The sequence below is a fragment of the Streptomyces sp. IMTB 2501 genome (assembly GCF_001953885.1).
Taxonomy (GTDB): Bacteria; Actinomycetota; Actinomycetes; order Streptomycetales; family Streptomycetaceae; genus Streptomyces.
The window spans coordinates 1-13,924 of the sequence record NZ_MQUS01000055.1 but is presented as its reverse complement, the minus strand read 5'-3'; the positions used below and the strand labels follow the sequence as shown (position 1 = coordinate 13,924).

Here is a 13,924-nt window from a genome sequence, read left to right as displayed (position 1 = left end):
ATGAACACGGCCCGCCGCCTGTGGATAACCCACATGCGACGGGCCGTTCGTGACGTTTTCGTGTGTATGTGTGGTCAGACGGCGGCCTTCTTCAGCCGACGGCGCTCCCGCTCGGACAGGCCGCCCCAGATACCGAATCGCTCGTCGTTGGCGAGGGCGTACTCAAGGCATTCGGAGCGGACCTCACAGGCGAGGCATACCTTCTTCGCCTCTCTGGTGGAGCCGCCCTTCTCGGGGAAGAAGGACTCGGGGTCGGTCTGGGCGCACAGCGCGCGCTCCTGCCAGCCGAGTTCCTCGTCCGCGTCGTCGACCAGCAGTTGCTGCACCAGCTCGGTCATGTGCGCCCCTCGTCTGTCTTTCGCGTCCCCGTGCGTTGCCGTTACCGATCTCGGCTGAACGACACGAGTGAAATTACAAGTGTGCTGCTCCGGGCGAGTCAAGCCGAGATCTGCTATTGGGCCCGTTATTCACTCTGCGGAACCAAGGCCGTGCGGAAAGTGTTCAAATCGGCATAAACATCAACGCGCAGGCGAGACCCCGGGACCGGTCGGACCCGTACAGACCTCTGTACGAAGAAGGACGCCCCCGCGTTCGATCGCGTTGCACGAGGCCTGAGCGCCCGGATGTGCGGCAGCTGTCCCGGGGTCCGGGTGAACAAACCTTTCGCCTGTGCGGTGAACCGGAAGAGGTGAATCGTGTCCCACATGTCGGGCGCCGAGTTGACAGCTCAGGTGTGAGCCGGTGTCCTTGTGGGCATGCTCGCGAACTTGGCACTCACCTCGACCCGCACCGCCGGGTCCCACGGTGCTGCCCGGTCCCGCTGTAGCTGTTGTCGCTGTTCCAGCTGTTGAGCCTGACTCTCGCTCCAGCTGCCGCCGGGTCCTGACGAGCCGACCCGGTCGCCCTCCTTCGCAGAACCTCGCAGCACCCTCCCTTCCGGGCCCCACTCCCCCGCTCTTCCGCCGAGGAACCACGCACCCGATGAACAGCGACAACGACCTCCAGATCGCCGGCGACATCCTCGAAGTCCCGCACCTGCTCCAGCCGCCGCGTGAGCACCCGGCCACCGTTGCCGAGTTCGTGGGCCTCGCCCGCTCGATCGCCGCCGACCGCTCCCAGTGGGCGCACCTCGTCCGCTACGACGCGACCACCCGCTGGTACCACCGGCTGCGTACCGGGCCCGGCTATGAGGTGTGGCTGCTGAGCTGGGTGCCGGGGCAGGGCAGCGGGCTGCACGACCACGGCCGCTCCTCCGGTGTCCTCACCGTCCTGGAGGGCACCCTCACCGAGCGCACCGAGCACACCACGCGCGCGTTGACGGCGGGCGCCTCGGGGGTCCCCCCGCTCGAGCGAAACCGGGAGTGGGGAAGGGTGTTCGCGCCGGGGTACGTCCACGAGGTCGTCAACGACACGCTGGAGCCGGCGGTCAGCCTGCACGTGTACCACCCGGGCCTGACCGAGATGACGATGCACGCTTCCCCCCACTGCGAAGCTCGTCCGGTGACTGCCTGACGCGTTGTCGTACCCGCCTGCAACACTTGGCCCCATGCGCATTGTGGTTCTGGCAGGCGGCATCGGTGGTGCCCGTTTCCTGCGCGGTCTGAAGCGGGCCGTGCCGGACGCGGACGTCACGGTGATCGGCAACACCGGCGACGACATCCACCTCTTCGGGCTGAAGGTCTGCCCGGACCTCGACACGGTGATGTACACGCTGGGCGGCGGCATCAATGAAGAGCAGGGCTGGGGGCGGGCCGACGAGACCTTCCACCTCAAAGAGGAAATGGCGGCCTACGGGGTCGGGCCCGACTGGTTCGGCCTGGGCGACCGGGACTTCGCCACGCACATCGTGCGCACGCAGATGCTCGGCGCGGGCTATCCGCTCAGCGCCGTCACCGAGGCGCTGTGCGACCGCTGGAAGCCGGGCGTGAAGCTGATCCCGATGACCGACGACCGCGTGGAGACCCACGTCGCCGTCGAGGTCGAGGGTGAGCGCAAGGCGGTCCACTTCCAGGAGTACTGGGTACGGCTGCGCGCCTCGGTCCCGGCGGAGGCGATCGTGCCGGTCGGCGCCGAGCAGGCCAAGCCGGCGCCCGGCGTGCTGGAGGCCATCGCCGCGGCGGACGTCATCCTCTTCCCGCCGTCCAACCCGGTCGTGTCCATCGGCACCATCCTCGCCGTCCCCGGTGTCCGGGAGGCGATCGCGGACGCGGGCGTGCCCGTGATCGGCCTGTCCCCCATCGTCGGGGACGCGCCCGTACGCGGGATGGCCGACAAGGTGCTCGCCGCGGTCGGCGTGGAGTCCACGGCCGCCGCGGTCGCCGAGCACTACGGCTCAGGCCTGCTGGACGGCTGGCTGGTCGACACCGTGGACGCGGCCGTGGTCGAGCGGGTCGAGGCGGACGGGATCCGCTGCCGGGCCGTACCGCTGATGATGACCGACGTCGACGCGAGCGCGCAGATGGCTCGGGAGGCGCTGGCGCTGGCCGAGGAGGTGCGGGCAGCGTGAGCGAGGAGCGCCCGGAGTACACCGTCCGGGCCCTGTCGGGCATTCCCGAGGTGCAGCCGGGCGACGATCTCGCCAAGCTGATCGCCGCCGCCGAGCCGGGCCTGGCCGACGGGGACGTGCTGCTCGTCACCTCCAAGATCGTCTCCAAGGCCGAGGGCCGGATCATGCAGGCCGACGACCGGGAGGCGGCCATCGACGCCGAGACCGTCCGGGTCGTCGCCCGGCGCGGCACACTGCGCATCGTGCAGAACCGGCAGGGCCTGGTCATGGCCGCCGCCGGGGTCGACGCCTCCAACACCCCCGCCGGCACCGTGCTGTTGCTGCCCGCGGACCCGGACGCGTCCGCGCGCGCGATCCGCGCCGGCCTGCGCGCCGCCCTCGGTGTCGACGTGGGCGTGATCGTCACCGACACCTTCGGGCGGCCCTGGCGCTCGGGGCTCACGGACGTGGCGATCGGCGCCGCCGGGGTGCGCGTGCTGGACGATCTGCGCGGGGACACGGACGCGTACGGCAACCCGCTCCACGCGACGATCGTTGCCACGGCCGACGAACTGGCCGCCGCCGGGGACCTGGTCAAGGGCAAGGCGACGGGCCGGCCGGTGGCCGTGGTGCGCGGTCTGCCGCATGTGGTGAGCCCGGCGGAGGACGGCGAGGGTGCGCGGGCGCTGGTGCGCGACGCGCGAGGCGACATGTTCCGGCTCGGCACGTCCGAGGCGGTCCGGGAGGCGGTGACCCAGCGGCGTACGGTCCGGGAGTTCACCGACCATCCGGTGGACCCCGGAGCGGTACGGCGCGCGGTGGCGGCGGCGGTGACCGCACCGGCCCCGCACCACACCACGCCCTGGCGGTTCGTGCTGCTGGAGACGGAGGAGTCGCGGGCCCGGCTGCTGGACGCGATGCGGGACGCCTGGATCGCCGATCTGCGCCGGGACGGCAAGAGCGAGGAGTCCATCGCGAAGCGGGTGCGCCGGGGCGATGTCCTGCGCAAGGCGCCGTATCTGGTCGTGCCGTGCCTCGTCATGGACGGCTCGCACCACTACGGGGACGCGCGGCGGGACGGCGCCGAGCGGGAGATGTTCGTCGTCGCGATGGGCGCGGGTGTGCAGAACCTGCTGGTCGCGCTGGCAGGGGAGCGGCTGGGCTCGGCATGGGTGTCGTCCACGATGTTCTGCCGGGACGTGGTGCGCGAGGCGCTCGCGCTGCCCGCGCAGTGGGAGCCGATGGGCGCGGTGGCGGTCGGGCATCCGGCGGAGGAGCCGAGACCGCGGCCGGAGCGGGACGCGGGTGCGTTCATCGAGGTGCGGTGAGGTGCGGGGGAGAGTTCGGCGTACGCGGCCGTAGCGCTTGTCCGACCGCCTAGTCTCGTAGGACAGCACCGGCTCCCCTAGGACCTCATCCGTGGCAGGACGCTTCCCCCAGCGGCCCACGCGTACGACCGTGCGCGGCGGCCATGTCCATGTGCCCGCGGGCTCGGCGGCTGCCGGGATACCGCGGCAGGCGGCGGCGCCGGCGCGGGTGCGGCGGTGGGTGCCGGACGGGCCGCTCGATCTCGGGCTGGTGCTCGGACCGCTGCGCCGCGGACCCGCCGACCCCACCTTCCGGGCCACCGCGGACGGATCCGTGTGGCGGGCCTGCCGCACTCCCGCCGGGCCGGGCACGCTGCGGGTGCGTGCGTACGGCGGTGAGGTGCTCGGTGAGGCGTGGGGGCCGGGGGCGCAGTGGCTGCTGGACCGGTTGCCCGAGTGGCTGGGCGCGGCCGACGAGCCGGAGGCCTTCGTGCCCCGGCACCGGGTGGTGGCGCTGGCGCGGCATCGGCGGCCGGGGCTCCGGCTGACGCGGACCGGGCTGGTGCTGGAGTCGCTGATTCCGTCGGTGCTGGAGCAGAAGGTCACGACCGACGAGGCGTATCGGGCGTGGCGGCTGCTGGTACGGAGGTTCGGGGAGCCTGCGCCCGGGCCCGCGGGGGTGGGCGAGCGGCCGATGTTCGTGATGCCGGCGCCGCGTACGTGGGCGCTGATTCCCTCCTGGGAGTGGCACCGGGCCGGGGTCGACGACAAGCGGGCGTCGACGATTTTGCGGGCCGTCCGGGTCGCTGCGCGGCTGGAGCAGGCGGTGGGGATGCCGGCGGATCAGGCACAGGCGCGGTTGGAGGTCGTGCCGGGGGTCGGGCCGTGGACGTCGGCCGAGGTGGTGCAGCGCAGTCATGGGGCGGCGGACGCGGTGACGGTCGGGGACCTGCATCTGCCGGGGATCGTGGGGTGGGCGTTGGCTGGGGACCGGGACGCCGACGACGCGGGGATGCTGCGCTTGCTGGAGCCGTATGCCGGGCAGCGGCATCGGGCGGTGCGGTTGATCTTGTTGAGCGGGCAGGTGCCGGGGCGGCGGGCGCCGAAGATGCCTCGGGTGGACATCGGGCTGCTCTGAGGGCGGCCTGTGCTTGCTGTGGCTGGGCGGGGGCTTCGCCTGCCGGAGTTCGAGATGCACGGTCGCTGCAGCCGGGCAACGCGGTGATCCGCTCGCCCACGCCGACACGGTGCCACTATCTGCGGGACGGGCGACACCCCATGGCCTGCGCCGACACCGAATCCCCAGAAGCACGGGGAACTGCACGAATCACCCCGCCCGCCCGCAGGTGAAGGGCCGGCGGGTCTCGACCGTGGCCATGGGGGTCTGGGGGCGCAGCCCGCGCGAGGGTGCGCCCGGCAACCGAATCCCTACTGGTCGGACGAGAAGCGGAGCGCCCCCGCTGGGATGTGGGCGTCGCACCACACCCGTACTCCCTCACGGAGTTCGTTGTCGGCGCCGACGACCGCGCCGTCGCCGATGACCGCGCCGGTGAGAACCGTGCGTTCGCCCACGCGGGCCCGCGCGCCGATGAGCGAGTCGGTGACGACGGCGCCGGGCTCGATGACGGCGCCCGGGAGGATGGTCGAGCCGGAGATCCGCGCCCCCTCGGCCACGAACGCGCCCTCGCCCACCACGGTGCCGTCCGTCAGCTTGGCGTCCGGCGCCACCGTGGCCGTGGGGAGGATCAGCCGGTCGCCGCAGCGGCCGGGGACGGCCGGAGAGGGGGCGCGGCCCATGACCAGGTCGGCCGAGCCGCGGACGAACGCCGCCGGGGTGCCGAGGTCCAGCCAGTATGTCGAATCCACCATGCCCTGCAGGTGGGCGCCGGCCGCCAGGAGGTCCGGGAACGTCTCGCGTTCCACCGACACCGGCCTGCCCAGCGGGATCGTGTCGATGACCGACCGGCGGAAGACGTACGCCCCCGCGTTGATCTGGTCGGTGACGATCTCCTCGGGCGTCTGCGGCTTCTCCAGGAAGGCGAGGACGCGGCCCGACTCGTCCGTGGGGACCAGGCCGAAGGCACGCGGGTCCGAGACCTTGGTGAGGTGGAGCGACACGTCCGCGCCCGTCGACTGGTGGGTGTCCACCAGGGCCCTGATGTCCAGGCCGGTCAGGATGTCGCCGTTGAAGATCAGCACCGGGTCGTCGGGGCCGGAGTGCAGACGCGAGGCGACGTTGCGGATGGCACCGCCGGTGCCGAGCGGCTCCTCCTCCGTCACGTACTCGATGTGCAGTCCGAGGGCGGAGCCGTCGCCGAAGTACGGCTCGAAGACCTCGGCCAGATAGCTGGTGGCGAGGACGATGTGGTCCACGCCCGCCGCCTTGGCGCGCGCCAGCTGGTGCGTGAGGAACGGCACCCCGGCGGCGGGGACCATGGGCTTGGGCGTGTGCACCGTGAGCGGACGCAGCCGGGTGCCTCTGCCGCCGACCAGGAGGATCGCTTCTGTCACCTGTCGTCTCTGCTTCCTGCCGGGATCGGCCGAACTGCTCGTATCACTCGTATCACTTGTTTCGGCCGGTCAGTGTATGCAGACCGTAGCGGCGGCACCCTTGACGACCGTGCGGTTTCCCACGAGATCGGTGAGAGAACGGTGTGAGACCGGCATGAGACCGGCGGGGCCCCCGACGACTGCGTCGAACGCGTGCTCCGACCGACTCAGCGCCCCTGGTAGCGCGCCGCGCCGGAACGGGCCGTACCGAGCTTGGCATACAGCCGCTTGCCGGGGCACTCGGTGGCGAATCCGTCGCGGTGGCCGGAGATCACGTTCAGTCGCACCTTCTTGCCCTTGGCGTAGCGGTTGCCTCCGGCCGACGTGAGATATGTCTTGCCGCGCGGATTGACCCCGTAGAGCCCGAGCTTCCACGCGGTGAGCCTGGCGATGGCCTTCACGGCGGCACCGGACGGCTTCGTCGTGCCGTACGTGCCGATCACGGCGATACCCATGCTGTTGTTGTTGAAGCCGAGGGTGTGCGCGCCGAGGACCGCCTTGGTCACACCGCCGGCCCGGCCCTCGTAGATGGTTCCGCACTTGTCGACGAGGAAGTTGTAGCCGATGTCCCGCCAGCCCATGCTCGTGACGTGGTAGCGGTAGATACTGCGGATGACGGAGGGGGCCTGGGAGCAGCTGTACTTGTTGCCGGAGGCCGTGTGGTGCACGAAGACCGCCTTGACCTTCTTCGTGTAGGCGAACCCGCCGTAGCGCAGCGTCTCGTCCGCGCCCCAGCCGCGGCGCGTGACGATCCGCGGGCGCGGCCCGATGTGCGGCTTGCCCTTCACATGTCCCCTGAGGCGGACGAGTTCCCGCTCGGTGGCCCGCTTGCCCAGCGCCGGGATCGCCAGGGCGCCGAAGCGGGCGATGTCTGTGTTGGCGGCCTGGGCCGCTTGCGCCGCGTCCGTGTCCGTGTCCAGACCCGTGCGGGGCGTGTCGGCCGGCGCGCCTTCGGACGGTGCCTCCTTGCCGGGGTCGACGAGTTCCAGGCGCAGCCCCGCCGGCAGCGGCGGCTTCGCCGGCCGAGCCGGATGCGACGGCTTTGCCGGCCGCGACGGCCCCGGGCCGCCTGTACGCGCGCCCCCCGGGTCCGCGTCGTCGGCGCGGACCCGGATGTCCAAGCCCTTGGCGTCGCCCACCCACAGCGGTGCGGTCGCCCCGCGCACCCCCCGCGCGGCGCTTTCGGCCGCGCCCGGATCGGGGCCGTGGTCGGCGTTGTGCGTCTCGATGTCCTGCCAGCCGGACCACTCCCCCGTCGTGGCCGACCGGGTGCGCACCTGGACCCGGCCGTGCAGCTCGGTGTCGGGGTCGGTCCAGACGACTCCGAGCAGTGAGAAGTGCTCGCCGTCGGGCCGGTACAGCCCCTGCAGCGGGGCGATGCCGAGGACGCGTCGGTCGGTGAGGGGGGCCAGGGGCAGCGAGCGGGTGCTCCCCGGGATCGCGGTCACCGCGGTCGAAGCATTCGCAGCTGTCGGAGGCGCGGTCGCGGCGGACGCGGTGGCCGCGGGCAGGGTCAGCGGAAGTGCGAGGGCCGTGGCGCAGGTGACGCCGATCGAGGAAGTCAGGAATCCACGCATGCTTATGATCTTGGACATAGTCCGACAAATCTGTCCATTGCTGAACTGACGGACCGTCGGTAACCGTTCCGCCGAACCGGTGGCCGCGGTACGCGCGGCGCGTGTCCGCCCGCGCGTACCCTTTTCCGGGTGAACGCCACCGATCGCACCCCTGCCGACCTGCTGGCTTCCGCGCTCGCCGCGGACCCCGGCCGCCCGCTGGTGACCTTCTACGACGACGCCACGGGCGAACGCGTCGAACTGTCCGTGGCCACCTTCGCCAATTGGGTGGCCAAGACCGCGAACCTCCTCCAGGGCGACCTCTCCGCCGGGCCCGGTGACCGGGTCGCGCTGCTGCTGCCCGCGCACTGGCAGACGGCGGTGTGGCTGCTGGCCTGTTCGTCGGTGGGCGCACTGGCGGATCTCGGCGGGGATCCGGCCGCGGCGGACGTCGTCGTCAGCGGGCCGGATGCGCTGGACGCGGCGCGGGCGTGCCGGGGAGAGCGGGTGGCGCTGGCGCTGCGGCCGTTGGGTGGGCGGTTCCCGCAGACCCCGGAGGGGTTCATCGACTATGCCGTGGAAGTGCCGGGGCAGGGGGACCGGTTCGCGCCGTTCGCTCCGCCGGTTGCCGAGGATGCCGCGCTGATCGTCGCCGGAGCGGAGTTCAGCGCGGCCGAGGTGGTTCAGCGGGCCTTGACCGATGCGGCTTCGCTGGATCTGACGGGGCCCGGATCGAGGTTGCTGTCAGGGTTGTCGTACGACACGTGGGAAGGGGTCAGCGCGGGGCTGTACGCGCCGCTTGCCACCGGCGGCTCTGTCGTGCTCTGCCGCAATCTCGACCGGCTGGACGAGGACGCTCTCGCCAAGCGGATCGAAAGCGAAAGGGTGACCGCGGTACGGCGCTAGGCGTCGTGTTCCGGGTGCGGGTGCGTTCCCCCGATTGGAGTAGTTGAAGGCGCCTTCGCCGCCCTCCGCCGCCATGGTCGTAAGAGCAGAACGTGACGCTCGTACGCCATGAGGGGGTGCCTCCGTCGTGACCGACTCCGTGGGCAAGGCCCTCGGTTCCGGCCTCGGGGCCTCGGCCACCGGGGAAGGGGTTCGGCGGCGTCGGCGGCGCTGGGCCAAGAGGGCGGCGCTCGGGCTGGCCGTGCTCGTCGTGGCGGGCGCCGGGGGCGGTTGGGCCGTCTACGCCAAGCTCAGCAACAACATCACCGCCGATGACGCGGCCGCCCGGGAACTGGAACAGTACGAGCGGGAGCGGCCCACCGCGCCGGTGCGGGGCGCGCAGAACATCCTGCTGATCGGGTCCGACACACGGGCCGGGGACGGCAACGCGCAGTACGGGCGGGATCTGGGCAGTGAGCGGTCGGACACCACGATCCTGCTGCATCTCGCCGCGAACCGGCGCAGCGCCACCGCCGTCTCGCTGCCCAGGGATCTGATGGTGGACATCCCCGGCTGCCGGCAGTCCGACGGCAGCCGCAGCGAGCCGGTGTTCGCCATGTTCAACCACGCCTTCCAGGTGGGCGGTTCGGCGTGCACGATACGGACCGTCGAGAAACTGACGGGCATTCGCATCGACCACCACGTGGTCGTGGACTTCAGCGGGTTCAAGGAGATGGTCGACGCCGTCGACGGGGTGCAGGTCTGTCTGAAGGAGCCCATCGACGACAAGGCGGCCAGGCTGAAGCTGCCCGCGGGAAGGGTCGGGCTCAACGGCGAGCAGGCGCTCGGGTATGTGCGGGCCCGCAAGTCGCTCGGTGACGGCAGCGACACCGAGCGGATGGAACGCCAGCAGCGGTTCCTCGCCGCGCTCGTCGACAAGATGCAGAGCAACGACGTCCTGCTGAACCCGTCGAAGCTGTATCCGGTGCTGGACGCGGCGACCTCCTCACTCACCGCCGATCCGGAACTGGCCAGTCTGCGTGGCATGTACCAGTTGGTGCGCGGGCTGCGCGACATCCCCACCGAACGGGTGCAGTTCCTGACCGTACCGAGGGAGTCGTACGTCTACGACTCCAACCGTGACCAACTCGTGGAGCCGGAAGCCGAGAAGCTGTTCGCGCGACTGCGGGCCGACCGGCCCGTGGCGGTGGCCCGGAACACCCCCGGAAACGGCCCGGAGGCGGACGGAAAGGACAACTCCTCCCCCGCGAACGGCGATCCCTCCCCCGCGCCCACGTTCCACGGGAACACCGCCGCCGAACACACCTGTGAGTAATGCGGGCATCAACACGCCGGACTTCCCTCCAGGAAATGGGGCGGATTGCCCAGTTGTAGGCAAGGGAATTTGTCACCGGCGTCGCTTGACGCTGAACTGGGCGGATAGTGTGAGCGATCCGGTGCATCTGGCTGCGAGGTCCGTCCTGGGGCCGTGCACTGTTTCACCGAGACCCGAGCGCCTTTGAGGGGGAAGGCGCCGCGTGGCCCCGACGGAGGATTCGGACAACCGTGGACGCGCAAGGCCGTGGGCGGGCGGACAACATCGACCCCGCAGATCAGTGGGTGCTCAATCCGAACACCGGTGAATACGAACTGCGACTGAGCCCTTCCGCACCGCAGTCGTCGGTCCCCCGCCCCCGCAGACCCGCCCCCCGGGACAATGCCGGCGCGCCGCGCCGCCGTAAGGACTCGGCGCCCGGCGAGACCCGTGAGGTACCCAGGACGCGCAGTGGTTCCGTACCGCCGCCGCGGTCGGGCCGGCGCCGGGGCGGCGAGCCGGAGGCTCCGCAAGGCCGCCGGGCGGCACGGCGGCCGGTCAACAAGAAGTCGAAGGCCAAGAAGGCCCTGGCGTGGACCGCCGGCGGTACGGCGTTCGCGCTGGTCGCCATCGGTACGGCCGGCTATCTCTACCTCAAGCACCTTGAGGGCAACGTCACCACGACAGACGTCGGCAGCGCGGGCAAGAACGGCTTCAGCAAGAACGACGCCTTCAACATCCTGATCATCGGCACCGACAAGCGCACCGGCAAGGGCAACGAGGGCTACGGCGACACGGGCAGCGTCGGGCACGCCGACACCGACATCCTGCTGCACGTCTCCAAGGACCGGACGAACGCGACGGCGCTCAGCATTCCGCGCGATCTGATCACGAACGTGCCGGACTGCCCGACCAAGCAGCCGGACGGCAGCGAGAAGGTCGTCCCCGGCACGGACAACGTGCGCTTCAACACCAGCCTGGGACAGGACGGCCGGGACCCCGGCTGCACCATGCGCACGGTGCAGGAGGTCACCGGCATCATGCCGGACCACTTCATGATGGTGGACTTCAACGCGGTGAAGACGCTGACTTCGGCGGTCGGCGGGGTGGACGTGTGCCTCGCGCACTCGGTGAACGACAAGGAGTCGCACCTGAACCTGCCCGCCGGCAAGTCCACGGTCGAGGGCGAGCAGGCACTGGCCTTCGTGCGCACCAGGCACAGCTGGGGCAACCAGGGCGACCTCGACCGCATCAAGGTACAGCAGCAGTTCATGGGCTCGCTGATGCGGAAGATGTCCTCCAGCGACACGCTCACCAACCCCTCGAAGCTGATCGACCTCGCCGAGGCCGCCACGAAGGCGCTGACCGTCGACAAGGGCATCGGCTCCGTGGGCACGCTCAAGGACATCGCGCTGGAGCTGAAGAAGGTCCCGACGAAGAACATCTCGTTCGTGACGGTGCCCGTGATCGACAACCCGGCCGACGGCGCCGTCCACAAGACGGTCATCGTCAACCAGACCACCGCCCCCGATGTCTTCGACGCCATCAAGAACGACGTCTCCTTCACCGAGGTGAAGAAGAAGCAGCAGGAGGAGAAGGACGCGCAGGCCGCGCGCCTGAAGGGCAGCAGGTCCGCGCCCTCCGATGTGCGGGTGCGGATCCTCAACGGCGGTGCCGAGCCGGGCAGCGCGCAGGAGACCCTCCAGTGGCTGCAGACCAAGGAAGGCGTACTGAAGTCCGAGAACGCCGGCAACGCGGGCCCCGCGAGCAGGACCACGCTGGAGTACGCGCCCGACCAGGCCGCACAGGCGCGGGAGCTGGCCCAGCTCATGGGGCTGTCCGGTTCCGCGCTCAAGCCCGGCAAGAGTGTGATCAACTCCCAGGGGCTGCCGGCGATGACGCTGACGCTGGGCAAGGACTTCAAGGGCGCGGGTGTCTCCCTCACCGCGCCGGCCAAGGCACCGGCCGTCGACAAGTCCACGGCGGACAAGGCGAAGTGCGCCTCTTAGGAAATTCTTAGGTAACCCTGCGGGTCCGTCGTGCGTCTAACTGGACGCGGGGCGGGCCCGTTGGTACGCGCAAAGGGTGGGGAGGGCAGGACGTTTGGCGCAGAGCGATGTGCGAGGGCAGGATCCTGCGGTCGACGACACGATGTCGCTCGCACCGCGGGACGGCGAGGCGGCGGAGGGGGCCGGCCGGCACGGCGGGGGGCGGCGCACAGGCGGTTCCGGGACCGGGCGGCCACGCCGCAGACGGCGGGCTCTGCGCTGGTCGGCGACCGTACTCGCGGTGGTGATACTCGGCGGCGCGACTGCCGGCTACCTCTATTACCAACATCTGAATTCCAACATCCAGAAGGGTCAGCGCAGCAGCGGCGACGACTCCAAGGCGCACAGGACGCCGGCGAACGCGGCCGGTCAGACACCGGTGAACATCCTGCTGATCGGCTCGGACAGCCGTAACTCCGCGGAGAATCTGAAGCTCGGCGGCAGCAGGGACAGCGTCGGCGCCCCGGGGAACGCCGACGTGCAGATGCTCATCCACCTGTCCGCGGACCGCAAGAGCGCCGCCATGGTGAGCATCCCCCGGGACACCCGCGTCGACATCCCGAAGTGCACGGACCCGGACACCGGCAAGGTCTATCCGGCGACCAACGACATCATCAACACCACGCTGGGCCGCGGCGGTGCGGGCTGCACGCTGGCCACCTGGGAGAACCTCACCGGGGTCTACATCGACCACTGGATGACGATCGACTTCGCGGGTGTGGTGAGCATGGCGGACGCCATCGGCGGCGTCGACGTCTGTGTGAGGCAGAACGTCTGGGACCACTCGACTCCGGCCCAGCGCGGCGGCTCCGGGCTGAAGTTGACGGCCGGGACGCACAAGGTCCAGGGCGTGCAGGCCCTGCAGTGGCTGCGCACGCGGCACGCCTGGGGCAGCGACCTGATGCGGGCCCGCGCCCAGCACATGTACCTGAACTCGATGATCCGTACGCTGAAGCAGCAGAACGTGTTCACCGACTCCGGCCGGCTGATGAACCTGGCCGAGGCCGCCACCAAGTCCCTGAAGGTCTCCGAGGAGATCGGCACGGTCAAGAAGCTGTACGACCTGGCCATGGAGATGAAGTCGGTGCCGTCGAACCGCATCACGTCGGTGACGATGCCCAACGTCAAGGACAGCGCGAACTCCGAGCACGTGGTGCCGGATCCGGCCGGCGCCGACCGGATCTGGCAGATGCTCCGCGACGACGTGCCGCTCGACAAGAACGGCGACAAGAACGGCAAGGCCTCGGACACACCGCAGGTCGCGAGCAAGGGCACGGCGGCCAAGTCGCCGTCCACGGACCCGGGCCGGCTGGGCGTGCTGGTGCGCAACGCCACCCGGAGTTCCACCGAGAGCGCGGTCCCGGGACGGGCGAACGACATCAGTCAGGTGCTGGCGCAGCAGGGCTATACGCGGGCGAGTGCCGACACCTCGGGGACGCTGTCCGAGGACAGTACGGTCGTGCAGTATCCGAGCGCGGATCTGGAGGGGGACGCGCAGGCGGTGGCGAAGGCGCTCGGCATCCCGACGAGCGCGGTGAAGAGGTCGACCGATGTGTCCGGGGTCACGGTGGTCGTGGGCGCGGACTGGCGCACCGGCACCGCGTTTCCAAAGCAGCCCAAGCCGAAGGCCGGCGACCTGCCCACCGGCTCCGACGCCATCAACGGGTCGGATTCGTCGCAGTGCATGGACGTGTACAAGCCGTATCAGTGGTAGCCGAACAGCCCCTCCCGGAAGGGCGAATTCGCGTGGTCGTTGCAACACGTGGTCGGTTGATCAG

Annotated in this window: 11 protein-coding genes; 8 read left to right on the top strand and 3 right to left on the bottom strand. The window is 70.6% G+C overall.

The genetic code is table 11. From position 1 onward, the window contains the following. Nucleotides 1-74 precede the first annotated feature (74 nt). Nucleotides 75-338, bottom strand: coding sequence for a WhiB family transcriptional regulator (locus AV521_RS44455; RefSeq protein WP_003975777.1), 264 nt, complete (start codon nt 336-338; stop codon nt 75-77). Between the two features lie 643 nt (nt 339-981). Here AV521_RS44455 and AV521_RS44445 point away from each other — a divergent pair. The 4 genes from AV521_RS44445 to AV521_RS44430 all read left to right on the top strand — a co-directional run bounded on the left by AV521_RS44445 (nt 982) and on the right by AV521_RS44430 (nt 4,930). After that, complete coding sequence (locus AV521_RS44445) at nt 982-1,512, top strand: cysteine dioxygenase family protein (RefSeq protein WP_076097633.1); 531 nt, start codon at nt 982-984, stop codon at nt 1,510-1,512. 34 nt (nt 1,513-1,546) lie between these two features. Continuing rightward, the gene (gene cofD, locus AV521_RS44440; protein WP_076097632.1) at nt 1,547-2,506 is read left to right on the top strand and encodes a 2-phospho-L-lactate transferase; all 960 of its coding nucleotides are present in this window, start codon (nt 1,547-1,549) and stop codon (nt 2,504-2,506) included. Continuing rightward, nucleotides 2,503-3,813: a coenzyme F420-0:L-glutamate ligase gene (locus AV521_RS44435; RefSeq protein WP_076097631.1), complete on the top strand. Its 1,311-nt coding sequence runs from the start codon at nt 2,503-2,505 to the stop codon at nt 3,811-3,813. The genes cofD and AV521_RS44435 overlap by 4 nt, the downstream gene beginning before the upstream one ends. 91 nt (nt 3,814-3,904) lie before the next feature. Beyond that, complete coding sequence (locus AV521_RS44430; RefSeq protein ID WP_179023864.1) at nt 3,905-4,930, top strand: DNA-3-methyladenine glycosylase; 1,026 nt, start codon at nt 3,905-3,907, stop codon at nt 4,928-4,930. A 290-nt stretch (nt 4,931-5,220) separates the two neighbouring features. Here the strand turns inward: AV521_RS44430 and AV521_RS44425 are convergent, their stop codons facing one another. Together AV521_RS44425 and AV521_RS44420 are read right to left on the bottom strand one after the other, a co-directional pair. After that, on the bottom strand, nt 5,221-6,303 hold the full coding sequence (locus AV521_RS44425; RefSeq protein ID WP_076097630.1) for an NDP-sugar synthase: 1,083 nt from the start codon (nt 6,301-6,303) through the stop codon (nt 5,221-5,223). 206 nt (nt 6,304-6,509) lie between these two features. Next, a complete protein-coding gene (locus tag AV521_RS44420) occupies nt 6,510-7,919 on the bottom strand; it encodes a peptidoglycan recognition protein (protein ID WP_256725984.1) in 1,410 nt (469 codons plus the stop codon). Nucleotides 7,920-8,048: 129 nt separating this feature from the next. Here AV521_RS44420 and AV521_RS44415 point away from each other — a divergent pair, with 129 nt between their 5' ends. From AV521_RS44415 to AV521_RS44400, 4 genes are all read left to right on the top strand, one after another. Beyond that, nucleotides 8,049-8,804 carry a TIGR03089 family protein gene (locus AV521_RS44415; RefSeq protein ID WP_076097628.1) on the top strand — a complete coding sequence of 252 codons (756 nt, stop codon included), beginning with the start codon at nt 8,049-8,051 and terminating at the stop codon, nt 8,802-8,804. A gap of 127 nt (nt 8,805-8,931) precedes the next feature. Further along, complete coding sequence (locus AV521_RS44410; RefSeq protein WP_076097627.1) at nt 8,932-10,119, top strand: LCP family protein; 1,188 nt, start codon at nt 8,932-8,934, stop codon at nt 10,117-10,119. Between the two features lie 230 nt (nt 10,120-10,349). Further along, on the top strand, nt 10,350-12,107 hold the full coding sequence (locus tag AV521_RS44405) for an LCP family protein (RefSeq protein WP_076097626.1): 1,758 nt from the start codon (nt 10,350-10,352) through the stop codon (nt 12,105-12,107). A gap of 142 nt (nt 12,108-12,249) precedes the next feature. Next, complete coding sequence (locus AV521_RS44400; RefSeq protein WP_076097625.1) at nt 12,250-13,860, top strand: LCP family protein; 1,611 nt, start codon at nt 12,250-12,252, stop codon at nt 13,858-13,860. Nucleotides 13,861-13,924: the final 64 nt, after the last annotated feature.